Origin of the sequence: Mycobacterium intermedium, assembly GCF_002086275.1 — a bacterium.
Lineage (GTDB): Bacteria > Actinomycetota > Actinomycetes > Mycobacteriales > Mycobacteriaceae > Mycobacterium > Mycobacterium intermedium.
Genome location: NZ_MVHT01000043.1, coordinates 26411 through 51021 on the forward strand (window position 1 = coordinate 26411; position 24611 = coordinate 51021).

A 24611-nucleotide genomic window follows, 5' to 3' on the forward strand; every position below is an offset into this window, starting at 1 on the left:
CATGCCGACGATCACGGTGCGGCCGTCCGGCGTCGAATTCGCCGCTGCCCCGGGCCAGACCATCATGGCCGCCGGCGAGGCGGCCGGCTACCGGTGGCCGACCATCTGCGGCGGCAACGGTGAGTGCCTGGTGTGCCACGTCGAGGTCCTCGAACACCCCGAGCACCTCGCGCAGGCCGACGCGGCCGAGGCGCAGGCGATCCGGGGCCTTTCGGGCGATCGCGGCGGTCGGGGACGACACGTCCGGCTGGCGTGCCAGGCGACCGTCGAGGGCGACGTGGTTGTCCTCAAACGTGGTGTGCGCCCGGGCAAACCACGACGAGGGGAGGAGCGCGGGTGACGGCAGGAAGCGTACAGCTGATCGATCGCGAGATCATGGAGGTCGACGACGGCGACATTCACCTGATCGGCGGGCAGTGCGGGGAGTGCGGCGAAACCGGCTTCCCGCGGCAGAACACCTGCCGGCGTTGCGGTGCGGACCGCATCGCCACGGTCCGGTTGGCCCAGCGGGGCGTGTTGTGGAGCTGGACAATCCAGCGTTTTCCGCCCCCGAGCCCACCGTACGTGCCATCCGGTGACGAGTTCGAGCCGTTCGGTGTCGGCTACGTCGAGCTGCCCGGTCAGGTGATCGTCGAGGCGCGCCTGACCGAATCCAATCCGGACGCGTTGCGCATCGGCATGCCGATGCGCGTGACCGCGCTGCAGGTTCCCACCGAAGAGGGCGGATCTGCAACGACATTCGCGTTCGCTCCGATCGAAGAAGGAGAGCTGGGATGAGCGGCGGTGTCGCGATAGTCGGGATCGGCTGCCGCCCCTTCGGCCGGTATCTGGACACCACGGCCCGCGGCGAGGCGGTGCGCGCGGTGCGCGAAGCCCTCGACGACGCGGGGCTGTCGTGGCCGGAGATCGATTACGCGGTGGGCGGCAGCATGGGCGCCGGTTCGGCGGACACGCTGGTGTCCGAGCTCGGTCTGACCGGTGTGCCGTTCGTCAACGTCCTGAACGGTTGCGCGACCGGTACCAGTTCGCTGGTCTGCGCGGTGCAGGCGATCGCGTCGGGGGCGGCGGAGACCGCGTTGGTCGTGGGGTTCGATTCCCATCCCCGGGGTGCCTTCACGATCCGCCCCGAGGCGATGGGCCTGGGGCATTGGTACGGCGCCACCGGCCTGGCGATGACATCGCAGTTCTTCGCGCTCAAGATCCAGCGGTACCTGCACGAGCACGGTGTGCCGCAGCGGCTGTTGGCGGCCGTGGCCAGCAAGGCTTTTCGCAACGGCTCGATCAACCCCAACGCGTGGCGGCGCAAGCCGCTCTCGGTAGCGGACGTGGAGGCCTCGGCGATGCTCAGCGACCCGCTGCGCCAGTACATGCTGTGCTCGCCCGGAGACGGGGCCGCCGCGTTGGTGCTGTGCAGTTCCGAGCCCGCCCAGCGGCTTCGCGCGGATCCGGTCTACGTCGCGGGCGCGGCCGTGCGCACCCGTCGGCCGGGTTCGTTCGAGGTGCTCAGCCCGTCGCTGTCGGTGCGGCGTGGGGACAGTCCGACCGTCGACGCCGCGCGTGCGGCCATGGAAGCGGCGGGCATCGGGCCCTCCGACGTCGACGTTGCGCAACTGCAGGACACCGATGCCGGCGCGGAGCTCATCCACCTGGCCGAGACCGGCCTGTGCGAACACGGCGAGCAGACCGCGCTGATCGATGCCGGCGACACCGAGATCGGCGGGCGGCTGCCGATCAATACCGACGGCGGTTGCCTGGCCAACGGCGAACCGATCGGCGCCTCGGGGCTGCGCCAGATCCACGAGAACGTGCTGCAGCTACGCGGCCACGCCGGTCCGCGTCAGGTCGCCGAGCGGCCCAGGGTGGCCTTTTCCCATGTCTACGGGGCACCCGGGTTGAGTGCCTGCACGGTGTTGACCCGTTGATCGGAGACTTCGATGAAAGTTGTTGTTGATCAGGATCGTTGCGTCGGCAACGGAGTCTGCGAATCGATCGCCGGGGATCTGTTCGTGGTCGATGACGATGCGATCGCGCGGCCGCGGCACGACGAGATTCCCGCCGATCGTTACGAGTCGGCGCTCGAGGCGGTTGAGTCCTGCCCCAGCCAGGCGCTGCGCATCAGCGAGTAGCGGCCGCACCGAAAGGGAGTCGGATGGAAATCAAGATGCCCAAACTCGACGTCACCATGACCGAGGGCACCTTTTTGGGTTGGCTGGTTCCCGATGGAGCCAGCGTGTCCGCGGGGGAGGACCTCTACACAGTGGGGACCGACAAGGTCCAGGTGGATGTCCCGGCACCGTGCGATGGCGTGCTGCGGCACGGGGACATCGTGGAGGAGGCCGTCTATCCGGTGGGCACCACCCTGGGCGTGGTCTTGACGTGACCCACCGCGGCGAGATCGAGGTCCGCAATCCCGCCGACGGAAAGTTGGTGGGCGCGGTCCCCGACAACGCGGCGGCGGCCGTCTCGGAGGCCATTCGGCGGTTGCGCGCGCGGCAGCCGGAATGGGAGGACCTCGGCGTCCGCGGGCGGGCGAAATGGCTGCTGCGCTATCAGGATTGGCTGATCGACAACGCGGCGCGACTCACCGACGTGGTGCAATCGGAGACCGGGAAATCGCGCTGCGACGCCGAAATCGAGGCGCCGGCCGCGATCGACCTGGTGAAGTACTGGGCCCGGCACGCGGCGGCGTTTCTGGCCGACGAGCGGCCGACTCCGCACAGCCCCATCGGGCTGACGAAGCGGCTGGTCACGAGGTATCGGCCGTACCCGGTGATCGGCATCATCACCCCGTGGAACCTGCCGTTGCTCAATCCCTGCATGGACGCGTTCGCCGCGCTGATGGCCGGCGCCGCGATAGTGGTGAAACCGTCCGAGGTGACCCCGCTCAGCGCCGTCGAGCTGGGCCGCGGCTGGGCTGAAATCGGTGCGCCGCCGGTGTTTTCGGTGCTGACCGGCGGCCCCGACACCGGCCGCGCCGTGGTCGGCGCCGTCGACTACGTGCAGTTCACCGGGTCCACCAGAACCGGTCGGCAGATCGCCGCCGCCTGCGGTGAGGCCCTGATCCCGTACAGCCTGGAGCTGGGCGGCAAGGATCCGGCCATCGTGCTGTCCGGCGCGGACATCGACCGGGCCGCGGCCGGGGTCATATACGGCGGTCTGTTCAACTCGGGCCAGGCGTGCATCTCGGTCGAGCGGATCTACGTCGAGGAGCCCGTATACGACCGCTTCGTGGCCAGCCTCGTTGCGCAGGTGCGGCGGTTGCGCCAGGGCAATGACGGCCGAGGGTTCCGATTCGACATCGGCGCGATGGCGACGTCGGCCCAGCGTGACATCGTGCAGCGGCATGTCGATGATGCCGTCGCGCGTGGCGCGCGAATTCTTCTCGGCGGCAAGGCATCCGGAACCGGTACCTTCTTCGAGCCGACGGTGCTGGTGGATGTCGACCATTCGATGACATGCCTGAGGGAGGAGACCTTCGGCCCACTGCTGCCGGTCATCAAGGTGGCCGACGAGGACGAGGCGGTGCGACTGGCCAACGACTCGGTCTACGGGTTGTCGGCCACCGTCTGGACGGGCGACATACGGCGCGGCGAACGGGTGGCGCGCCGCTTGGAAGTCGGCGCGGTCAACATCAACGATGCGTTCGCGAACATGGTGAACTTTGCTGTCCCGATGGGTGGTTGGAAGCGATCGGGCATCGGCGCGCGGTTCGGCGGCGCGGCCGGCATCCGGAAATACTGCCGGCAGCAGGCGATCGTCAGCCCCCGCGGACCGCTGCTCAAACGCGAGCCGCTGTGGTACCCGGCGTCGAAGGCCCGTTTCCGGGCGGTGACGACGCTGATGCGGGCTTTCGACGGGCGCGGCCGACGCAGGTTCGCCGCCGCATCTGCAGCAGCTCTTCGACAAACCGAACCGCTTCGCGGGGGTCGGCGACCTCGCTGAATCCGTACCGCGTGGCCAGGGTGTGGTAGAAGTTGCGGCCCCTGGCGCGGCCGCCCTAGCCCGCGCCGTGGCGGTCGCTCACTTCAGTAGCGCGACAATCTTGTCTTCCCGTGTCACCGGCGCCGCTTCGGGATCCAGCGCGTCCGTCTTGGGCAGTTGCACATCCGGGTCGGCGAAATCGCGATACTTCTTGTCGCCGGTGAGCGTGAACAGGAGATACCCGGTCAGCAGCGCCCGAACCGCGCGCTGTGTCTTGCGGTGGGCACCCTGCAGTCCCACCACCTTGGTGAGTCGGCGGCCCTCGACCAGGCCACCCTCCTGGGCGTTGCTGACGATGCGCAGCGTGGCCGTGTCCCAGGCGCGCGACAGTTCGTGCGCGTTGGAATTCAGCGACAGCGTGGCGCCGGGGGCGGCCAGGATCAGGCCGGGAAGCTCCAGCGTGGCGGCCGGTTGCTCGGCCGGGGGAGCGGTCGCCCTAGGGAAGAGCGCTACCGCCGACGCGAGCTTGGCAGGCATGCCCGCAGCGGCGAACACGGCCGCTGATCCGCCGAAACCGTGGCCGACGACTCCGAGTTTGGCCGGATGCACGCTGATATCGCCGGGCCCCAGCCGCACCCCCGCCACGATGTCGAGGGCCACGCCGAGGTCGAAGGCGAAATTCAGGACGGACGGCGCGAGCCCGCGCTGGGTGTCGGGGGCCCCCGTGACGATCCCCCAGGACGCCAGATGCTCCAACAGGCCGGCATATTGGGCCGAGCCGGTCAGCCAGTCGTGACCGAAGGCAACTGCAGGCAGGTTCAGCCCGGATTCCGGGGTGTAGACGACCCCGGGAAGTCCGGCAAACGCCAGGTCACCGCGCAGAACGCGGTGCGGACCACGACGGCTCAGGGCGGCGAAAAGCTTGCGGGTGCGGGCCACCCGTCGACGTTAACGGTGACCAGAAGTCGGGGTCCAGTGGGGTCCTTGCATTGTCGCAGCGTCATTCATGGAGAGCCTGCGATCAGATTCCGATGAGAAGGCGCAGAAACTGCAGCCACGCCATTATCGCTGCAGGCGGGCCTGGTGGGGCGCCGCCGTCCTGGCCCCCTTCGGCAGACTCGGTATCTGGGTGTTCATGCAGGTGAGCGGGTAGGCGATACCGTCGGACCCGTTACGAAGTGCACGGCTGCACTACCCTGGTTGGCTATGTGCGGAATTGTCGGCTACGTGGGGCAGCGTTCTGCCTGCGATGTCGTCATGGATGCACTGCGCCGGATGGAGTACCGCGGCTACGACTCGTCGGGCCTGGCACTGGTCGATGGGAAAGGCAAGCTCACCGTGCGTCGCCGCGCCGGACGGCTGGCCAACCTCGAGGCCGCCACGGCGGAAATGTCGCCCGCGGAGCTGGCCGGTTGCACCGGCCTGGGGCATACCCGCTGGGCCACCCACGGCCGTCCCACCGACCGCAATGCGCACCCGCATCGCGATGCCAGCGGCAAGATCGCCGTCGTCCACAACGGCATCATCGAAAACTTCAGCAGCCTGCGCCACGAGCTCGAGGCGGCCGGTGTGGAATTCGCCAGCGACACCGACACCGAGGTCGCGGTGCACCTGGTGGCGCAGGCCTACCGCCACGGGGAGACGGCCGGCGACTTCACCGCGTCCGTGCTATCCGTGCTGCGCCGGCTGGAAGGCCATTTCACCCTGGTGTTCGCCAACGCCGACGAACCCGGCACCATCGTCGCGGCGCGCCGCTCCACTCCGCTGGTGGTCGGGGTCGGCGACGGCGAGATGTTCGTCGGGTCCGACGTCGCCGCGTTCATAGAGCACACCCGCAACGCGGTCGAACTGGGCCAGGACCAGGCGGTGGTGATCACCGCGGACAGTTACCGGATCACCGACTTCTACGGCAACGAGGACCTGGGCCCCGGGTCGTACCGCGAGTTCTACATCGACTGGGACCTGGCCGCGGCCGAAAAGGGCGGCTACGAGTACTTCATGCTCAAGGAGATCGCCGAACAGCCCACCGCGGTGGCCGACACCCTGCTCGGGCACTTCGTCGACAACCGGATCGTCCTCGACGAGCAGCGGTTGAGCGACCAGGAGCTGCGCGAGATCGACAAGGTCTTCGTGGTGGCCTGCGGCACCGCCTATCACTCCGGGCTGCTCGCCAAGTACGCGATCGAGCACTGGACCCGGCTGCCGGTGGAAGTGGAGCTGGCCAGTGAGTTCCGCTACCGCGACCCGGTGCTGGACCGCAGCACGCTGGTGGTGGCCATCTCGCAGTCCGGCGAAACCGCCGACACCCTGGAAGCCGTCCGGCACGCCAAGGAGCAGAAGGCCAAGGTCCTGGCGATCTGCAACACCAATGGCTCGCAGATCCCCCGCGAGTGCGACGCGGTGTTGTACACGCGCGCCGGGCCGGAGATCGGCGTGGCGTCGACCAAAACCTTCCTGGCGCAGATCACCGCCAATTACCTGGTGGGCCTGGCGCTGGCGCAAGCCCGCGGCACCAAATACCCCGACGAGGTCGAGCGCGAATACCGCGAACTGGAAGCGATGCCCGACCTGGTGGCCAGGGTGATCGCCGGGATCGACCCGGTCGCCGAGCTGGCGCACCGGTTCGCGAAGTCGTCGACGGTGCTGTTCTTGGGCCGCCACGTCGGATACCCGGTAGCCCTCGAAGGCGCGCTCAAACTGAAAGAACTGGCCTACATGCACGCCGAGGGGTTCGCGGCAGGCGAGCTCAAGCACGGCCCGATCGCGCTGATCGAAGACGACCTGCCGGTCATCGTCGTCATGCCGTCGCCAAAGGGGTCGGCGATGCTGCATGCGAAGCTGCTGTCCAATATCCGCGAGGTCCAGACACGCGGCGCGGTGACCATTGTGATCGCCGAAGAGGGCGATGATACGGTGCGTCCCTACGCCGATCATTTGATCGAAATCCCTGCGGTATCAACGCTTTTGCAACCACTCCTGTCGACGATCCCGCTGCAGGTGTTCGCCGCCGCGGTGGCTCAAGCACGCGGTTACGACGTCGACAAGCCCCGAAATCTGGCAAAATCCGTCACCGTCGAATAGTCAAGTCGAATAGTCGAACAGCTGTCGTCGGGAGGCACCGTGAAGAAATGGCGCATCGCGGGCATTGTCGCGTTCGTCGTCGCATACATCGGTCTGGCCGCGGTGTACGCCCTTGCCGGTATGGGCCCGGCGCGCCCGCTCATCGAAGCCACGCCAACGGCCGACGGAACGACCGTGAATCTGGACATCGTGTCCATCCAGCCGTATCGCAACTCGCTGCAATGCGATGTGACTGTGACGCCGGGCGCTGAGATATTGGACCCAAAAACCGGCAACCTCACCAAAGACCTCACCGTCGCAATCACTTCAGCGACCACACCCACCAGCCGAACCTGGCAGAAGGGCACCCAGCCGGGCGTTTTCCCGGTGCAGGTGAACATCAGCGGCGACATATCGGACTGGCCGTTCGACACCTATAAGTCCAAGCCCATCTCCGTCAACCTCTTCGTTGGCTCCCTGCAAAATCCCGAGCGCGTCTCGGTGGGCTTCGTCGACCGGCTTCCGGGCTGGAAACCCAGCGTGGAAGGCGGCAAGATCGGCGATGCGGGTCCTTACCGGGTGCACGTGTACCGGTCCCCGAGCACCATGGCGGTGGCGCTCGTCCTGCTCGGAGTGCTGGTCGCACTGGCCGCCTTCGGCCTGTTCGTCGCCGGTCAAACCGTGCGCAACCGGCGGAAATTCCAGCCGCCGATGGCGACGTGGTTCGCGGCCATGCTGTTCGCGGTGGTACCGCTGCGCAACGCGCTGCCCGACTCACCGCCGTTCGGGGCCTGGGTGGATGTGATGATCGTGATCTGGGTGATCGTGGCCCTGGTGACAGCGATGGGGTTGTACGTGTCCTGCTGGTGGCGGCACCTGGCACCGGACTTCGACTTGGACGCGCCCGCCAAACCGGAACCGGCACCAGCGGATTCGGCACCGCCCCAAGCCGAGTCGGTATCGGTACCAGCCGAGTCGGCATCAAAATAAGCCGGCGGCGTGCCAAGTAATCCTGTGGCCAGGATGTCGCTGTCGACGCGCACGATCGTTGGAGTGGTGGTCTTCGTCGCGGCCTACGTCGCGTCGATCCTGTTGTACGTCAACGGCGGATCGGGCCAACTGCACCAGATGTCATCCGGCGCGGGCGACGGCACCAAGGTGACGTTCGACATCGAAGCCATCCAGTCCAACAACGGCATCCTGGCGGCCAACATCACCGTCATGCCGGCGCCCGAACTGCTGGACCCGCAAACCGGCACGCTCAACGACGATCTTCACATCGTCGCCAACTCGCTCGTGCAGTCCAGCAAGCGCACCTGGCCGAAAGGCTCGCTGCCTGACCCATTGCGGGTATCGATCAGCCTCACCGGTGACGTCGCGGACTGGCCCTTCGACCGGTATGAAACCGGACCGCTCAAGGTTCATCTGTTCTCCGGCGCTTCGCAGACTCCCCAGAAGGTGACGGTGACGCTGGTCGATCGGCTGCTGGGCTGGGAAGTCGACGTGGTGCGCCAGCACCAGGGCGAAGGGCACGCTCCCTACGGGCTGCAACTGCACCGCTCCCAAAGCACGATGGCGTTCGCGGTGCTGATCCTCGGTGTCCTCATCGCGTTGGCCGTCCTGGCCTTCTTCGTCGCGATCCAGACGGTGCGCAACCGCAGGAAATTCCAGCCGCCGATGACGACGTGGTATGCGGCCATGCTGTTCGCGGTGATGCCGTTGCGCGATGCGTTGCCCGACTCGCCGCCCTTCGGTAGCTGGGTGGACGTCACCGTCGTGCTGTGGGTGATCGTCGTCTTGACCATTTCCTTGGTGCTCTACATCTCGTGTTGGTGGCGGCACCTGGCGCCCGACCACGAGAAGTAGTGACAAGCAGTCCCGGCGTGCGAAGGTTAGGCCGTGGCAAGAACGTCGGTGAAGGCGCGGTTGCGGAGCTGGGCTCGCGTGGTGTGGATTTACGTCAGCGATGCGCCGTTGACCTACTCCTGGTTGCTCGCGTTGGTGGCCACCACGATCATCCAGAACATACTCACCGGCCGGCAGCTGCATTCGGTGCTGCTGCACCGTTCCACCAACCTTGCGCATCTGGGCCGCGATCCGCTGGAAGTGCTGTTCTCCAGCCTGTTTTGGATCGACGGCCGGAACCTGGAACCCTACCTCGTGCTGTTCACCCTGTTTTTGGCGCCCGCCGAACATTGGCTTGGCCAATTACGTTGGCTGACAGTGGGATTGACTGCGCACGTCGGTGCCACCTACTTCAGCGAAGGGATCCTGTACCTGACGATACAAATGCGCGAGTCGTCCGAGAGATTGGTGCATTCCCGCGATATCGGGGTCAGCTATTTCCTCGCCGGGGTGATGGGGGTGCTGGCCTATCACTTCGTCAAACCGTGGCGGTGGGGCTATCTCGCGGTACTGCTGGTGATCTTCGGCTTTCCGCTGCTCACCATGGACAAAGCCGAGCTGGACTTCACCGCCATCGGCCATTTCACCGCGCTGCTGATCGGCCTGACCTTCTACCCGATGGCGCGCGACCGCGTGGGCATGCCGTTGAACCCGGTCAGACTCAAAGCCATTTTCCGGCGACGTCGGGCTGCTGAGGCCGCTGAGGCCGCTGAGGCTGCTGAAGCCGCGTATACGGCTGATGCCGACGCCCAGCCGCGCGAAGGACGCGAAGGGGATGTGCGATCGGCGGGTACATAACGGTGACGGTTTACGTGATACCCCCGGCTCTAACGTGGGTATCAAGGGTCACTGATCGTCAACCCGTCGTCCGGCGGGGTAGCGCGGTAGAAAGCGGGAGGCATGTGCGGAATCTGCGGTGAGATCCGCTGGGACGGTCGGTCGGCCGATGTCGCCGCGGTCGGCCGAATGGTCGATGCGATGACGTCACGCGGGCCGGACGGCAGCGGTGTCGTTGCGCACGGGGCGGTCGCGTTTGGGCACCGGCGGCTGTCGATCATCGATCTGTCCACCCGCGGCTCGCAGCCGATGGTCGACAGCGACCTCGCCCTGACGCTGGTGTTCAACGGTTGCATCTACAACTACAAACAGCTGCGCGAGGAGCTGCAGGCCGCCGGGTATCGCTTCTTCTCGACCGCCGACAGCGAGGTCGTGATCAAGGCGTTCCACAAATGGGGCCCACGCTGTGTCGACCGGTTCAAGGGCATGTTCGCGTTCGCCATCGTCGACCAGGATTCGGGCGTGGTGACCCTGGCGCGCGACCGGCTGGGCATCAAGCCGCTGTATCTGGCGGCCTCGCCCGGCCGGCTGCGGTTCGCGTCCAGCGTGCGCGCCCTGCTGGACGCCGGCGGGGTGGACACCGAGCTGGACCGTCACGCGTTGCATCACTACATGAGCTTCCACGCGGTGGTGCCTGCGCCGCGGACCATCTACCGCGGCGTGCGCAAGCTGCCGCCCGCCACCGTGCGGGTGATCCAGCCCGACGGTTCGCACACCGACACCGTCTATTGGAATCCGGCGTTCGGCCGCGATCCAGAACGGGCTTCGTGGTCGGCGGGGGACTGGCAGGACGCGTTGCTGGGCGCGCTGCGCGCCTCGGTGTCGCTTCGGATGGTCGCCGACGTGCCCGTCGGTGTCTTGTTGTCGGGCGGCATCGACTCCTCGATCGTGGTGGCGCTGCTGGCCGAGCAGGGCCAGCACGGGCTTGCCACGTTCAGCATCGGCTTTGACTCCGCCGCCGGCGAATCCGGCGACGAGTACGTCTATTCCGACCTGATCGCGAAGACCTTCGACACCGACCACCACAAGATCCACATCGACTCCTCACGCCTGTTGCCCGCGGTGCCGAAAACCATTGCCGCGATGAGTGAACCGATGGTCAGCCACGACTGCGTCGCCTTCTATCTGCTGTCGGAGGAAGTCAGCAAATCGGTCAAGGTGGTGCAGTCCGGGCAGGGCGCCGACGAGATCTTGGCCGGCTACACGTGGTACCCGCCGCTGGCCAACGTGGCCCGGGAGCAAACCACCGAGGCGTACGCCAAGGTGTTCTTCGACCGGGACCACAGCGACGTGTTGGCTATCTTCGCGCCCGAGTACGCCATCGACGTCGACGCCAGCCGCGACTTCGTGGCGGCGCACCAGAGCGCGCCGGGCGCGGACTCCGCCGTCGACGCCGCACTGCGCCTCGACACCCAGGTCATGCTGGTCGACGATCCGGTAAAGCGGGTCGACACGATGACCATGGCGTGGGGACTCGAAGCGCGAGTTCCGTTCCTGGACCACGACTTCGTCGAGCTGGCCGCCACCTGCCCACCGGAGCTCAAGCTGGCCTCCGGCGGCAAAGGCGTGCTCAAGGACGCTGCGCGGGCGTTGCTGCCGTCCGAAGTCATCGACCGGACGAAGGGCTACTTTCCGGTGCCAGGAATCCGCCATCTGGAGGGTGAGCTGCTCGACATGGTGCGCGACGCGCTGACCAACGACGCCGCCCGCAGCCGCGGACTGTACCGGGCCGAGACCGTGGCGGCGCTGCTGGCGGACCCGAACAAGACCCGTACCACGTTGGACGGCAACACATTATGGCAACTGGGCGTGCTGGAGATGTGGCTGCAGAGCATGGCGGGCTGAGTCGATGGCTCACGGGGTCCGCGCGCTGTACGGGGCGTCGTTGTCCCCGGATGCGACGGCGTTTGCCCATCTGGTTGATGACGGTGGTTATCCCCGTGCGGTGCAACGCTTTCTGCGGGGACAACGAGCCAGTTCGTCGCGGGACGTAGAGCTACCGGTAACCGGCCCGGTCACCCGGGTGATCCATTCCGCCGATGGTCACTGGTTGGCCTGCCAGGTGGCCCCCGACGGAGCCAATCGCAGCCAAATCTGGATCGTGACAACCGATCCCGACGACCGCATGGCCAGACGAATCGACGGCGAAGAACACGGGACCGCCGAACTGATCGGTTGGGACGGCACCCGGGTGGCGGCGATCCTGACCGGTGAGGACGGGATCGGGCGGTCGTGCCTGATCGACCCTGGGGACGGGTTCACCAACGTGTTGGACCGCCGCTCGGGCGGTCGATTGGTCGATGCGTGGGCCGGGGCGGCGCTGATTCGCGTCGGGCCGCGCGGTTACCACGAGATGATCATGCTGCACGGTGACAGCGAAGTCGCTTTGCTCCCTTCGGATCCCGGGTCCGTCACGGCGGCCGGAGTGATCCTCGACGACCATCACCCACGCCGCATCCGGTCCGGCCTCACCGGCGAGGAGACCCGGCTGCACTACCCGTCCAAGATGTGCCGGAATGCCGGCCTTGGCTACGTGCGGGCGCTGGTACTCAGCGACAACGGGTGCGAGTACACGCGACTGTTGGAGGTGACGGTCAGCGAGGACGGTGTGAGCTACTTCGTGGTGGCCGAACGCCCCGACTGCGGCATCGACGAGTTTGCCGTCAGCGATGACCTGTCCACCATTGCACTGCTGTGGAACCTGCAGGGGCGCAGTGAATTACAGATCATCGAATACAGTGATTACACGCTGGCCCCGCCCATTCCGTTGCCGGGTCCGGTTGCCGGCGAACTGTCCATCAGTGCCGGCGGCTCGCTGGTCGCCATGACCATCCAGGGCCCCGACCAGCCGCGAACCGTCGAACTGGTCAACCCCCGCACCCGGGAGTGGGAACTCATCGACCGCAAACCCACCCGGGGCCCGGTCATCACCGGATTCACCGCGGAGTCCGAGCCGGAACGGATCACCGCCCGTGACGGGCTGAGCCTCAACGCCTGGCTGTTTCGGCCGCCGGATGTGTCCGAGTCGACGGGCGCGGTGGTGTACCTGCACGGCGGACCGGAAGGGCAGGCCCGTCCCGGGTATGACGAGATCTTCGCGCGGCTGGTGAACGATGGCATCACCGTGCTGGCACCGAACGTCCGCGGTTCCGGCGGCTTCGGGCGCACCTTCGTGCACGCCGACGACAAGGAAAAGCGGTTCGCGGCCATCGACGACGTCGCCGACTGCGTGCGGTTCCTGGTCGACAACAAGCTGGCGGACTCGCGCCGCATCGCGTGCGCGGGCTGGTCCTACGGTGGCTACCTGACGTTGGCGGCCTTGACTTTTCACCCTGACCTGTTTGCCGCGGGAGTCAGCATCTGCGGCATGAGCGACCTCGGCACCTTTTACCGCAACACCGAACCGTGGATCGCCGACGCCGCCTACCCCGAGTACGGGCACCCGGTCAACGACCGGGAGTTGCTCGACCGACTGTCTCCGTTGCAGCGGGTCGACGCGCTCACCGCGCCTTTGCTGGTCGTACACGGGGCGCACGACACCAACGTGCCGGTCGGCGAATCCGAACAGATCGTCGAGGCGCTGCGCCGCGCCGGCCGCGACGTGCGTTACCTGCTGTTCGACGACGACGGCCACGCGATCAGCAAGCGGGAGAACCGGGCGGTGCTCGCCGATGCCATGAGCGATTGGTTGCACAAGGCCTTCGCGGCGGTGACCGTCTAGAGCGTGATCGCGACCGAGTCGGCCGTGTGCAATGCTGGCGTTGATGCGGCATTACTTCTCTGCTGATGAAATCCGCGACGCCGAGGCGCCACTGCTGGCCAGCTTGCCCGACGGTGCCTTGATGCGGCGCGCGGCCTTTGGATTGGCCACCGAAATCCTGCGCGAACTGAAGGCCCGCACCGGCGGCGTGTCTGGGCGTCGAATATGTGCGGTCGTCGGCTCGGGTGACAACGGCGGCGACGCGCTGTGGGCGGCGACGTTCCTGCGCCGTCGCGGCGCGGCCGCCGACGCGGTCCTGCTCAATCCGGAGCGCACGCACCGCAAGGGGTTGGCGGCGTTCCGGGCAGCCGGCGGCCGGGTCGTCGAAAAGGTGTCACCGACAACCGATCTGGTCATCGACGGGGTGGTGGGCATCTCCGGTTCCGGTCCGCTGCGTCCCGCCGCGGCGGAGGTGTTCGACGCCGTGGACAACGCGGGGATTCCGGTGGTGGCCGTCGACATTCCCAGCGGCATCGACGTGTCGACCGGAGCGATCGACGGACCCGCGGTGCGCGCCGCGCTGACCGTCACCTTCGGCGGGCTCAAATACGTGCACGGGCTGGCCGACTGCGGCCGCGTCGTCCTGGTCGACATCGGGCTCGACCTGCCCGAAACTGACGTCCTCGGCTTCGATGCCGCCGACGTGGTAGCGCGCTGGCCGGTGCCCGGCCCCCGCGACGACAAGTACACCCAGGGCGTGACCGGCATCCTCGCCGGGTCGGCGACGTATCCGGGGGCGGCCGTGCTCTGTACCGGCGCTGCCGTCGCCGCCACGTCCGGCATGGTCCGTTACGCCGGGAGCGCGAACCACGAGGTGCTGGCGCACTGGCCCGAGGTCATCGCGTCACCTACCCCGTCGGCGGCCGGAAGGGTGCAGGCCTGGGTCGTGGGGCCTGGGCTCGGGACCGACGAGGCCGGCGCCGCCGCACTGTGGTTCGCGTTGGAAACCGACCTGCCGGTGCTGGTCGACGCCGACGGTCTCACCATGCTGGCCGCGCACCCGGAACTGGTGGCCAACCGCCAAGCCCCGACGGTGCTGACCCCGCACGCCGGCGAGTTCGCGCGACTGGCGGGGGCGCCGCCGGGCGATGACCGGGTCGGCGCGTGCCGCAAGCTTGCCGACGCGTTCGGGGCCACGGTGCTGCTCAAGGGCAACGTCACCGTCATCGCCGAACCGGGCGGTCCGGTCTATCTGAACCCGGCCGGGCAGTCCTGGGCGGCGACGGCCGGGTCCGGTGACGTGCTGTCGGGCATGATCGGCGCGCTGCTGGCGTCCGGGCTGCCGCCCGGTGAGGCCGCGGCGGCCGCGGCCTTTGTGCACGCGCGCGCCGCGGCGCTGTCGGCCGCCGACCCGGGACCCGGCGAAGCGCCCACGTCGGCGTCGCGAATTCTGCACCACATCCGGGCCGCCCTGGCCGCCATCTAGCGGCGTTGAGCCGCGAGTAGTTAGAGAGGATCCGTTGTGGCAACACACCACCCGTCCGTTCCGGGGCACTCGGTCGCGCCTGCTTACACCGGCCGGCTGTTCAACGCTCCGATCCCGGCGTTGCGGATGCCCGAGGAATCGATGGACCCCGAAGCCGCCTACCGCTTCATCCACGACGAACTGATGCTCGACGGCAGTTCGCGGCTGAACCTGGCGACGTTCGTGACCACCTGGATGGATCCCCAGGCCGGACAGCTGATGGCCGAAACGTTCGACAAGAACATGATCGACAAGGACGAGTACCCCGCGACCGCGGCGATCGAGCAGCGCTGCGTGTGCATGGTGGCCGACCTGTTCCACGCCGAGAACCTGCGCGATGATGACCCGTCCAGCGCCATCGGGGTGTCGACCATCGGGTCCAGCGAGGCGGTGATGCTGGGCGGGCTGGCGCTGAAATGGCGATGGCGTCAGCGCGTCGGCAAGGGCTGGGAAGGGCGCACGCCGAATCTGGTGCTGGGGTCCAACGTGCAGGTGGTGTGGGAGAAGTTCTGCCGCTACTTCGACGTCGAGCCGCGCTACCTGCCGATGGAAGAGGGTCGCTACGTCATCACCCCGGAGCAGGTGGTGGACGCCGTCGACGAAAACACCATCGGCGTGGTGGCCATTCTGGGCACCACCTACACCGGTGAGCTCGAACCCATCGCGGAAATCTGCGCGGCATTGGACAAACTGGCCGCAGGCGGCGGGGTCGACGTTCCGGTGCACGTCGACGCCGCCAGCGGCGGCTTCGTGGTGCCGTTCCTGCATCCGGACCTGAAGTGGGATTTCCGGCTGCCGCGGGTGGTGTCCATCAACGTCAGCGGGCACAAGTACGGGCTGACCTACCCGGGCATCGGGTTCGTGGTGTGGCGCAGCGCCGAGCATCTTCCCGAGGAGCTGATCTTCCGGGTCAACTACCTGGGCGGCGACATGCCGACCTTCACCCTCAACTTCTCCCGCCCCGGCAACCAGGTGGTCGGGCAGTATTACAACTTCCTGAGGCTGGGCCGGGAGGGATATACGAAGGTCATGCAGTCCCTGTCGCAGACGGCGCGCTGGCTGGGCGAGCAGCTGCGGACGGGCGAGCACATGGAGCTGATCTCGGACGGTTCTGCGATCCCGGTGGTCGCGTTCCGGCTGGCCCGCGACCGCGGGTACACCGAGTTCGACGTCTCCCACGAGCTGCGCACCTTCGGCTGGCAGGTACCCGCGTACACCATGCCCGACAACGCCACGCACATCTCCGTGCTGCGCATTGTGGTGCGGGAGGGATTCTCCGCTGACCTGGCCCGGGCCCTGCACGACGACGCCGTCACCGCCCTGCACACGCTGGACAAGGTGAAGCCGGGCGGGCAATACGACGGCCAGCATTTCGCGCATTAGCGGGGCCTCGTCCGGGGTCACACACCGTCGCCCGGGTCGCCCGGCTACCCACATCCGCCGGTTCTGGGACAATGGCGGCCGTGCACGCTACGTCGACATCGCTGACACCGGGGGTATTGGCCGAGGCGGTCGTCGACCTGGGCGCCATCCAGCACAACGTGCGGGTGCTGCGCGAACACGCCGGTAACGCGCAGGTGATGGCCGTGGTCAAGGCGGACGGTTACGGCCACGGCGCCACCCGGGTGGCGCACGCCGCGCTCGCGGCGGGAGCCACCGAACTCGGCGTCGCCACCGTGGACGAGGCACTGGCCCTGCGGGCCGACGGCATCACCGCACCCGTGCTGGCCTGGCTGCACCCGCCCGGCATCGACTTCGCGCCCGCATTGCAGGCCAACGTGGAGATCGCCGTGTCCTCGGTGCGCCAGCTCGATGAATTGCTGGACGCGGCCCGGCGCACCGGCGTCCCCGCCACGGTCACCGTCAAGGTCGACACCGGACTGAACCGCAACGGTGTACCCGCCAAGCTGTACCCGGCGATGTTGACCGCGTTGCGCGCGGCCGTCGCCGAGGAAACCATCCGGCTGCGCGGGCTGATGTCGCACATGGTCTACGCCGACGCGCCGGACAAGTCCATCAACGACGTTCAGGCCCAACGGTTTAACGACATGCTGGAGCACGCCCGCGAAAAGGGCGTGAAGTTCGAGGTCGCGCACCTGTCGAACTCGTCGGCCACCCTGGCCCGGCCCGACCTGACGCTGGACCTGGTGCGGCCCGGCATCGCGGTGTACGGGCTGAGTCCGGTGCCCGAACTGGGCGACATGGGTCTGGTGCCCGCGATGACATTGAAATGTGCTGTGGCACTGGTGAAGTCGGTAGAGGCGGGTAGCGGTGTCTCGTACGGGCACGACTGGGTCGCGCCGCACGACACCACCGTTGCGCTGCTGCCCATCGGCTACGCCGACGGGGTGTTCCGCTCCTTGGGCGGGCGGCTCGAGGTGATGATCAACGGTAAGCGGCGACCGGGGGTGGGACGGGTCTGCATGGATCAGTTCGTCGTCGACCTGGGGCCCGGACCCGTCGACGTCAGCGAAGGTGACGAGGCGATCCTGTTCGGGCCAGGCGGCAACGGCGAGCCCACCGCCCAGGACTGGGCCGATCTCGTCGGGACCATCCACTACGAGATCGTCACCAGCCCCCGGGGTCGTATCACCAGGACCTACCGCGAGGCCGAAAAACCTTGAGCGACGAGGATGCCCGCAAGCGCCAGAAGGCGTGGCTTGCGGGTAGCGCAGGGCTGACGGCGGTGGCCACGATCGTGGGCGCCTCGGCGCGGCGATCGCTCGCCGAACGCAGCAGCGTCGTCGAAGACCCGTGGGCCGACGAGGATTTCGACCGACTGGACAGTGACCGCGCCAAAGTGGTGACGACGCCGGACGGGGTGGAGTTGGCGGTTCGCGAGGCCGGCCCGGAGGATGCCCCGCTGACCATCGTCTTCGCGCACGGATTCTGTTTGCACATGGGCGCCTTCCACTTTCAGCGGACCCGGCTCAGCGAGCATTACGGTTCGCGGGTGCGGATGGTCTTCTACGACCAGCGCGGGCATGGCCAGTCCGGGCAAGGCGAGCCCGAGTCCTACACGCTGACCCAGCTCGGGCAGGACCTGGAAACCGTGCTGCAGGCCACCGCACCCCGCGGATTGGTCGTGCTGGTGGGCCACTCCATGGGTGGCATGACGGTGCTGTCACACGCCCGGCAATTCCCCGAGCGGTACGGCAAGCGGATCGTGGGTGCGGCGTTACTGTCGTCGGCGGCCGAGGGCGTGACGCGCTCACCGCTGGGCGAGTTCCTCAAGAACCCGGCACTCAACGCCGTACGGTTCACCGCGAAGTCGGCGCCGAAGCTGATGGACCGCGGCCGCAACGTATCTCGGTCGTTGATCGGTCCCATCCTGCGGGCCGCGTCCTACAGCGACCTGAAGGTCAGCCGGAGCCTGGATGCGTTCTCCCAACGGATGATGACCGGCACCCCGATCGCCACCCTGGTGGGCTTCCTGCGGGCCCTCGAAACCCATGACGAAACCGGGGGATTGTGGACGCTGCTCAAGGTCCCGACGCTGGTGGTGTGCGGCGACCACGACCTGCTCACCCCGGACGAGTACTCCCGGTTGATGGCGGCCTCGCTGCCGCAATCCGAGCTGATCATCGTCGAAGGTGCCAGCCACCTGGCGTTGCTCGACAAGCCCGATCCGATCAACGAGGGCCTGATCCGGCTCGTCGAGCGGGCCGTCCCGAACAAGATGACGTTGCGGTACCGCCGATTCGGCGAGCGGCTCCGGGAACGGTTTAGGCGCCATGGTTAGCACGGCCCGGGCCGGCGGAGGCACCGCAACCTGCGAGCGCGTCGAGGACACCATCGCCCTCGGCTCCCAGCTCGGCGCCGAGCTGCGCGCCGGCGACGTGGTGGTGTTATCCGGTCCGCTCGGCGCAGGAAAAACGGTGTTGGCCAAGGGGATCGCTGCGGCGATGGATGTCGACGGGCCGGTCACCTCGCCAACGTACGTGCTGGCCCGGGTACACCCGGCGCGCCAAGCGGGCAAGCCGGCCATGATCCACGTCGACATGTACCGGCTGCTGGACCATCAGGGTGCGGACCTGCTCGGCGAACTCGACTCCCTGGACCTGGACACCGATCTCGAAGACGCCGTCGTCGTAGTGGAGTGGGGCGAAGGTCTGGCCGAACGACTCTCCGAACGTCACCTCGATGTCCGGCTGGAGCGAGTCAGCCACTCCGACACCAGGATTGCGACGTGGGAGTGGGGATCGTGAAGGTTGTTCTCGCGCTTGACACTTCGACGCCGGCGGTGACGGCGGGCATCGTCCGTCTCGGTCTCGATGATGTGCAGGTACTGGCCGAGCGTGTCACGCTCGACGCCCGCGCGCATGCCGAACGGCTGACTCCCAACGTCCTGGCCGCGCTCGCCGATGCCGGGCTGGTCATGGCCGATCTCGACGCCGTGGTGGTGGGTTGCGGGCCGGGGCCTTTCACCGGCCTGCGGGCCGGCATGGCCACGGCCGCTGCCTACGGGCATGCGCTGGACATCCCGGTGCACGGCGTGTGCAGCCTGGATGCCATTGGGGTGCTGACCACGGGTGACGTGCTGGTGGTGACCGACGCGCGTCGGCGAGAGGTCTACTGGGCGCGCTACCGCGACGGCGTCCGCACCGCGGGTGCGGACGTCAACTCTCCAGCCGATGTGGACCCCGGCTCGGCGCACGCGGTGGCCGGATCGCCCGAGCACGCCGCCCTTTTCGACCTGCCGCGGATAGAGCCCGTCTACCCGACGGCGGCGGGCCTGGTGCGCGCGGTGCCCGACTTTTCGGCGCCGCCGGCACCACTGGTGGCGTTGTACCTGCGCCGACCGGATGCCAAGCCCTTGGCGGCACGGTCATGACACGCGCCGCCGACGTGCCCGTCACCGTAGGCGCGCTGACCCGCGCGGACGCTCGCCGCTGCGCCGAGCTTGAAGCGGTGTTGTTCGACGGCGACGACCCGTGGCCGGCGGTCGCCTTTGAGCGCGAATTGGCAAGTGGGCGTAACCATTACGTGGGTGCGCGGATCGGGGACCTACTGGTCGGGTACGCGGGGATCTCACGGCTGGGCCGCGTCGCCCCGTTCGAATACGAAGTGCACACCATCGGGGTAGACCCGGCCTACCAGGGGCGGGGCATCGGCCGCCGATTGTTGGAAGAGTTACTGCACTTCGCCGACGGCGGCGTCGTCTTCCTGGAGGTCCGAACCGACAACGAGGCCGCCATCGGGTTGTACCGCAGCATGGGATTCGAGCAGATCGGTCTGCGCAAGCGGTACTACCGAGTCAGCGGCGCCGATGCCTACACGATGCGCCGGGAGGCCCAGTGACCACCATTCTTGCCATCGAAACCTCTTGTGACGAAACGGGTGTCGGCATCGCGCGGCTGGCGCCCGACGGCAGTGTGACCTTGTTGGCCGATGAGGTTGCCTCCAGCGTCGACGAGCATGTGCGGTTCGGCGGCGTGGTGCCCGAGATCGCTTCCCGTGCACACCTGGAGGCGCTCGGGCCCGCTATGCGACGCGCGCTGGAAGCCGCCGGCCTGGCCAAGCCCGACATCGTCGCGGCCACCATCGGGCCCGGGTTGGCCGGCGCGCTACTGGTGGGAGTCGCTGCGGCCAAGGCGTATTCGGCCGCCTGGGGGGTGCCGTTCTACGCGGTGAACCACCTCGGCGGGCACCTGGCCGCCGACGTCTACGAACAGGGCCCGCTACCCGAGTGCGTGGCGCTGTTGGTGTCGGGCGGTCACACTCACCTCCTGCACGTGCGGTCGCTCGGCGAGCCGATCGTCGAGTTGGGCAGCACCGTCGACGACGCCGCCGGTGAGGCGTACGACAAGGTGGCGCGGTTACTGGGCCTGGGCTACCCGGGCGGCAAGGTGCTCGACGACCTGGCGCGCACCGGCGACCGGGACGCCATCCCGTTCCCCCGCGGCATGACCGGCCCGAACGACGACCCATACGCGTTCAGCTTCTCCGGACTCAAGACCGCCGTCGCGCGCTACGTGGAGAGCCATCCCGATGCCGTGACGGCCGATGTCGCCGCCGGGTTTCAAGAGGCCGTCGCCGACGTCTTGACCAAGAAGGCGGTGCGCGCTGCGACCGACCTCGGTGTGTCGAACCTGCTGATCGCCGGGGGAGTGGCCGCCAACTCGCGGATCAGGGAACTGGCCACGCAACGCTGCGCCGACGCCGGCCTGACCCTGCGCGTTCCCCGGCCCCGGCTGTGCACCGACAACGGGGCGATGATCGCCGCGTTCGCCGCACAGTTGGTAGCGGCGGGAGCCGAGCCGTCGCCGCTGGATGCGGTGAGCGACCCGGGGCTGCCGGTGGTCATCACCCAGGTCTAGCTCATCGCCGAGCGTCCCACCGCCGAGCGTCACACCGCCGAGCGTCACACCAGAGTGACCGCCGACGTCGAGCGTCACTCTGGCGCGACACGCCAGAGTGACCGCCGACGCCGAGCGTCACGCCAGCGCGACACCGGGCGAGCGAGGCAACTGGCCGCCGAGCGTCCCACCGCCGAGCGTCACACCAGAGTGACCGCCGACGCCGAGCGTCACTCTGGCGCGACACCGGGCGAGCGAGGCAACTGGCCGCCGAGCGTCACACCGCCGAGCGTCCCACCAGAGTGACCGCCGACGTCGAGCGTCACTCTGGTGGGACACCGGGCGAGCGAGGCAACTGGCCGCCGAGCGTCCCACCGCCGAGCGTCACACCAGAGTGACCGCCGACGCCGAGCGTCACGCCAGCGCGACACCGGGCGAGCGAGGCAACTGGCCGCCGAGCGTCACACCGCCGAGCGTCCCACCAGAGTGACCGCCGACGTCGAGCGTCACTCTGGCGCGACACCCGGCGAGCGAGGCAACTGGCCGCCGAGCGTCCCACCGCCGAGCGTCCCACCAGAGTGACCGCCGACGCCGAGCGTCACGCCAGCGCGACACCGGGCGAGCGAGGCAACTGGCCGCCGAGCGTCACACCAGAGTGACCGCCGACGCCGAGCGTCACGCCAGCGCGACACCGGGCGAGCGCGAGGCGTCCGGCCGCAACGTCAGCCGGGGGAACCGCCGGTACCGAAGCCGCCGCCGGCCCCACCGGTGCCGCCATTGACGCCGTCCGGACCAGTGCCGACGCCGCCCGCCGTACCGGCGATGCCGGATTTGCCGCTGGTAGAGCCGCTCTTGCCGCCGGTGCCGCCGCCACCACCGGTGCCGCCGGATCCGCCGGTCCCGCCCACGCCCGCGCCGCTGCCGGTGCCGCCCGCGCCGCCGAGTCCGCCGATGCTGCCGTCACCACCGGTACCGCCGGTAGAGCTGCTCGAGTTACCGCCGACGCCGCCCGTGCCTCCATTGCCGCCGACACCGCCATTGCCGCCGTTGCCGTCGCCGCCGCCGGCATTGCCGCCGACGCCGCCGGTTCCGGCAATACCCCCGACTCCGCCAGTACCGCCCTTGCCGTTGGTGTTGGCCAAGCCGCCGGCGCCACCGGCGCCAGCGGTGCCACCCTGACCGCCGGTGCCGCCGGAACCACCATCGGTTCCATTCCCACCGGCACCGCCGGTACCCGCGACGCCACCGGCGCCCCCCGTTCCGCCGGTCGCGGTGCTGCCGACGGCGTTGCTGCTACCGCCTGTTCCGCCGGTTCCGCCAGTGCCGCCTTGGCCACCGGTGCCGCCGGCACCTCCGCCGACGCCGCCGATGCCGGCCCCGCCGTCACCACCCACGCCGCCCGCGCCCCCGGTGCCACCCGCCTTGCCCTCGGTGGGAGCCGCACCGCCGCTTCCAGCGGTACCCGTGGAACCGGTTCCGCCTTGGCCCCCGGTGCCGCCTGTGCCGCCGGTGCCGATCTTCCCGTTCTGGCCGCCGTCAACCCCGAGTCCGGCCGCTCCGGCGGTGCCGCCGGTGCCACCCTTGCCGCCCTCACCGGCGACGTTTGCGCTGCCGGCGGTGGTGTTGCTACCGCCGGCACCCCCGGTGCCGCCGGTGCCGCCGTTGCCGCCCTGACCGCCCTGGCCGCCGCCCTGACCGTCGATGCCGGCACCGCCGTCACCGCCCTGGCCGCCCGTGCCGGCCTTGCCGCCCAGACCACCATTGGTAGGCGTGCCGCTGCTGGTGCCGGTGGTACCGGTGCCGCCGTTACCACCGTTGCCGCCCTTGCCGCCCGTGCCGCCAACGCCGATGCCGCCGTCATCGCCGCCGTCGGTGCCAAGTCCTGCTGCGCCGGCCGCGCCGCCGGTGCCACCCTTGCCGCCGTCGGCGCCGGTGCCGCCGGTGGTGCCGGTGTTGCTGCCGCCGACGCCGCCGGTGCCGCCGGTGCCGCCGTTGCCGCCCTGACCGCCCTGGCCCCCGCCTTCACCGTTGATACCGGCCCCGCCGGAACCGCCCTGACCGCCCGCGCCGCCCGCGCCGCCCTGCTTCCCGGCGGTTGGTGCACTCGTGGAGTTGCTGCCCGCAGTTCCGGTGCCGCCGCTGCCGCCGTTGCCGCCCGTGCCACCCGTGCCGCCGGTCCCGTTCGCGCCGGTCTCCCCGCCGTCGGTGCCGATACCGCCGGCACCGGCCGTGCCGCCGGTGCCGCCCTTGCCGCCGGCGGCACCGCTATTACCGGCACTTCCGGTGTTGTTGCCGCCGTTTCCGCCGGTACCGCCGGTCCCGCCGATACCTCCGGTGCCGCCCTTGCCGCCGCCCACGCCGTTGATCCCGCTGCCGCCGTCGCCGCCGACGCCTCCCGCGCCGCCCTGGCCACCCTGGCCGCCCTTGCTGGGCCCAGAGCCACTGCCGCCGGTGCTGCCCGTTGCCCCGCTACCGCCTTGACCGCCGGTGCCGCCCTGGCCGCCGGTGCCGTTCGACCCGTCCAGGCCGCCGTCGGTGCCAAGCCCGGCCGCACCGGCTGCGCCGCCGGTGCCGCCTTTCCCGCCTGCCGCGCCGTTAGCACCGTTGGTGCCGGTGTGGGAGCCGCCCTTACCGCCTTCGCCGCCCTGGCCGCCTTGACCGCCGTTGCCGCCGTTGCCGCCGCCTTGGCCGTCGATGCCGGCTCCACCCGCGCCACCTTGGCCGCCGGCGCCGCCCTGAAAGCCCTGCAGGCCCGCGGTCGGTGTGGCGGAGCTAGTCCCCGCGGCGCCCACATCGCCGACTCCGCCGTCGCCTCCGGAGCCGCCGTTACCGCCGGTGCCGTTGCTGCCCGTCTTACCGACGGCACCCAACGGGCCGCCGGCGCCGCCGGCCCCGCCAGCCCCGGCTTTGCCGCCGGTACCGCCGGTGCCGCCAGTGCCGCCGTCGGTGGCAGAGCCCACGCCGGTGCCACCGGTGCCGCCGTCACCGCCCACGCCGCCCGAACCGCCGGCGCCGCCTGCGCCGCCCACTCCGTAAAGGCTCGCGTTGGCGCCGCCTGCGCCACCGGCACCGCCAGCTCCGCCGGCGGTGCCGTCGCCGCCGGTCCCGCCACCCGCGCTGCCCGTTTCACCTGTTGCGCCGTCCCCGCCGGCCCCACCGTCACCGCCAGCACCGGCGGTTCCGCCAAACAGCGCCCTACTCGCGCCGCCGGCCCCGCCGTCCCCGCCGGCACCCCCGGCCACTCCGGTGGCGCCTGCGCCTCCTTGACCCCCGGCTCCGCCATTCCCGCCGCGGCGGGTGCGACGACGCAGATTGCGGCTGCCGGCGCCGACGAGGTGTCTGCGGTGATCGCGACCCTGTTCGG

Annotated in this window: 21 protein-coding genes and 1 pseudogene; 20 read left to right on the forward strand and 2 right to left on the reverse strand. The window is 69.1% G+C overall.

Going from position 1 to position 24611, the window contains the following annotated elements; translation table 11 throughout:
- The first annotated feature begins 1 nt into the window (after position 1).
- The 6 genes from BST27_RS16165 to BST27_RS16190 are packed head-to-tail and all read left to right on the forward strand — an operon-like array spanning position 2 to position 3942.
- A complete protein-coding gene (locus tag BST27_RS16165) occupies positions 2 to 340 on the forward strand; it encodes a 2Fe-2S iron-sulfur cluster-binding protein (protein WP_232007159.1) in 339 nt (112 codons plus the stop codon).
- Positions 337 to 777, forward strand: a complete 441-nt coding sequence (locus tag BST27_RS16170; protein ID WP_232007158.1) for a Zn-ribbon domain-containing OB-fold protein — start codon at positions 337 to 339, stop codon at positions 775 to 777. Before BST27_RS16165 ends, BST27_RS16170 begins: the two co-directional genes overlap by 4 nt.
- The gene (locus BST27_RS16175) at positions 774 to 1922 is read left to right on the forward strand and encodes a thiolase family protein (RefSeq protein ID WP_069417526.1); all 1149 of its coding nucleotides are present in this window, start codon (positions 774 to 776) and stop codon (positions 1920 to 1922) included. The genes BST27_RS16170 and BST27_RS16175 overlap by 4 nt, the downstream gene beginning before the upstream one ends.
- Before the next feature lie 12 nt (positions 1923 to 1934).
- A complete protein-coding gene (locus tag BST27_RS16180; protein WP_069417525.1) occupies positions 1935 to 2126 on the forward strand; it encodes a ferredoxin in 192 nt (63 codons plus the stop codon).
- Between the two features lie 23 nt (positions 2127 to 2149).
- Positions 2150 to 2380: a biotin/lipoyl-containing protein gene (locus BST27_RS16185; protein ID WP_069417524.1), complete on the forward strand. Its 231-nt coding sequence runs from the start codon at positions 2150 to 2152 to the stop codon at positions 2378 to 2380.
- Positions 2377 to 3942, forward strand: a complete 1566-nt coding sequence (locus tag BST27_RS16190) for an aldehyde dehydrogenase family protein (protein WP_069417523.1) — start codon at positions 2377 to 2379, stop codon at positions 3940 to 3942. Before BST27_RS16185 ends, BST27_RS16190 begins: the two co-directional genes overlap by 4 nt.
- 78 nt (positions 3943 to 4020) lie before the next feature.
- Here BST27_RS16190 and BST27_RS16195 read toward each other — a convergent pair whose 3' ends face one another.
- Entirely contained in the window at positions 4021 to 4860 is an 840-nt protein-coding gene (locus BST27_RS16195; RefSeq protein ID WP_069417522.1) for a dienelactone hydrolase family protein, read from the reverse strand.
- A gap of 267 nt (positions 4861 to 5127) precedes the next feature.
- Here BST27_RS16195 and glmS point away from each other — a divergent pair, with 267 nt between their 5' ends.
- The 14 genes and pseudogenes from glmS to tsaD all read left to right on the forward strand — a co-directional run bounded on the left by glmS (position 5128) and on the right by tsaD (position 21268).
- Positions 5128 to 7002, forward strand: coding sequence for a glutamine--fructose-6-phosphate transaminase (isomerizing) (gene glmS, locus BST27_RS16200; protein ID WP_069417521.1), 1875 nt, complete (start codon positions 5128 to 5130; stop codon positions 7000 to 7002).
- Positions 7003 to 7041: 39 nt separating this feature from the next.
- On the forward strand, positions 7042 to 7971 hold the full coding sequence (locus BST27_RS16205; protein ID WP_069417520.1) for a DUF4436 domain-containing protein: 930 nt from the start codon (positions 7042 to 7044) through the stop codon (positions 7969 to 7971).
- Between the two features lie 33 nt (positions 7972 to 8004).
- Positions 8005 to 8847, forward strand: a complete 843-nt coding sequence (locus BST27_RS16210) for a DUF4436 domain-containing protein (RefSeq protein ID WP_069417635.1) — start codon at positions 8005 to 8007, stop codon at positions 8845 to 8847.
- Positions 8848 to 8880: 33 nt separating this feature from the next.
- Positions 8881 to 9570 (forward strand): annotated as a pseudogene (locus tag BST27_RS16215) (rhomboid-like protein); the annotation flags it as partial.
- Between the two features lie 216 nt (positions 9571 to 9786).
- Positions 9787 to 11568, forward strand: a complete 1782-nt coding sequence (locus BST27_RS16220; RefSeq protein ID WP_069417519.1) for an N-acetylglutaminylglutamine amidotransferase — start codon at positions 9787 to 9789, stop codon at positions 11566 to 11568.
- A 4-nt stretch (positions 11569 to 11572) separates the two neighbouring features.
- Positions 11573 to 13444, forward strand: a complete 1872-nt coding sequence (locus BST27_RS16225) for an alpha/beta hydrolase family protein (RefSeq protein WP_069417518.1) — start codon at positions 11573 to 11575, stop codon at positions 13442 to 13444.
- Positions 13445 to 13487: 43 nt separating this feature from the next.
- On the forward strand, positions 13488 to 14909 hold the full coding sequence (locus BST27_RS16230; protein ID WP_069417634.1) for a bifunctional ADP-dependent NAD(P)H-hydrate dehydratase/NAD(P)H-hydrate epimerase: 1422 nt from the start codon (positions 13488 to 13490) through the stop codon (positions 14907 to 14909).
- A 36-nt stretch (positions 14910 to 14945) separates the two neighbouring features.
- Positions 14946 to 16331, forward strand: coding sequence for a glutamate decarboxylase (gene gad, locus BST27_RS16235; RefSeq protein WP_069417517.1), 1386 nt, complete (start codon positions 14946 to 14948; stop codon positions 16329 to 16331).
- Between the two features lie 71 nt (positions 16332 to 16402).
- Positions 16403 to 17572 carry an alanine racemase gene (gene alr / locus BST27_RS16240; RefSeq protein WP_069417516.1) on the forward strand — a complete coding sequence of 390 codons (1170 nt, stop codon included), beginning with the start codon at positions 16403 to 16405 and terminating at the stop codon, positions 17570 to 17572.
- A gap of 53 nt (positions 17573 to 17625) precedes the next feature.
- Positions 17626 to 18690, forward strand: coding sequence for an alpha/beta fold hydrolase (locus tag BST27_RS16245; protein WP_197518065.1), 1065 nt, complete (start codon positions 17626 to 17628; stop codon positions 18688 to 18690).
- The gene (gene tsaE, locus BST27_RS16250; RefSeq protein WP_069417514.1) at positions 18683 to 19156 is read left to right on the forward strand and encodes a tRNA (adenosine(37)-N6)-threonylcarbamoyltransferase complex ATPase subunit type 1 TsaE; all 474 of its coding nucleotides are present in this window, start codon (positions 18683 to 18685) and stop codon (positions 19154 to 19156) included. Before BST27_RS16245 ends, tsaE begins: the two co-directional genes overlap by 8 nt.
- Entirely contained in the window at positions 19150 to 19782 is a 633-nt protein-coding gene (gene tsaB / locus BST27_RS16255) for a tRNA (adenosine(37)-N6)-threonylcarbamoyltransferase complex dimerization subunit type 1 TsaB (protein WP_197518064.1), read from the forward strand. Before tsaE ends, tsaB begins: the two co-directional genes overlap by 7 nt.
- On the forward strand, positions 19779 to 20249 hold the full coding sequence (gene rimI, locus BST27_RS16260; protein ID WP_069417513.1) for a ribosomal protein S18-alanine N-acetyltransferase: 471 nt from the start codon (positions 19779 to 19781) through the stop codon (positions 20247 to 20249). The genes tsaB and rimI overlap by 4 nt, the downstream gene beginning before the upstream one ends.
- Positions 20246 to 21268: a tRNA (adenosine(37)-N6)-threonylcarbamoyltransferase complex transferase subunit TsaD gene (gene tsaD, locus BST27_RS16265; RefSeq protein WP_069417512.1), complete on the forward strand. Its 1023-nt coding sequence runs from the start codon at positions 20246 to 20248 to the stop codon at positions 21266 to 21268. The genes rimI and tsaD overlap by 4 nt, the downstream gene beginning before the upstream one ends.
- A gap of 701 nt (positions 21269 to 21969) precedes the next feature.
- On the opposite strand, the gene BST27_RS32455 is transcribed toward tsaD, so the two are convergent.
- Positions 21970 to 24611: PE family protein (locus BST27_RS32455; protein ID WP_170062330.1), on the reverse strand; the 2642-nt coding region annotated here is incomplete at its 5' end.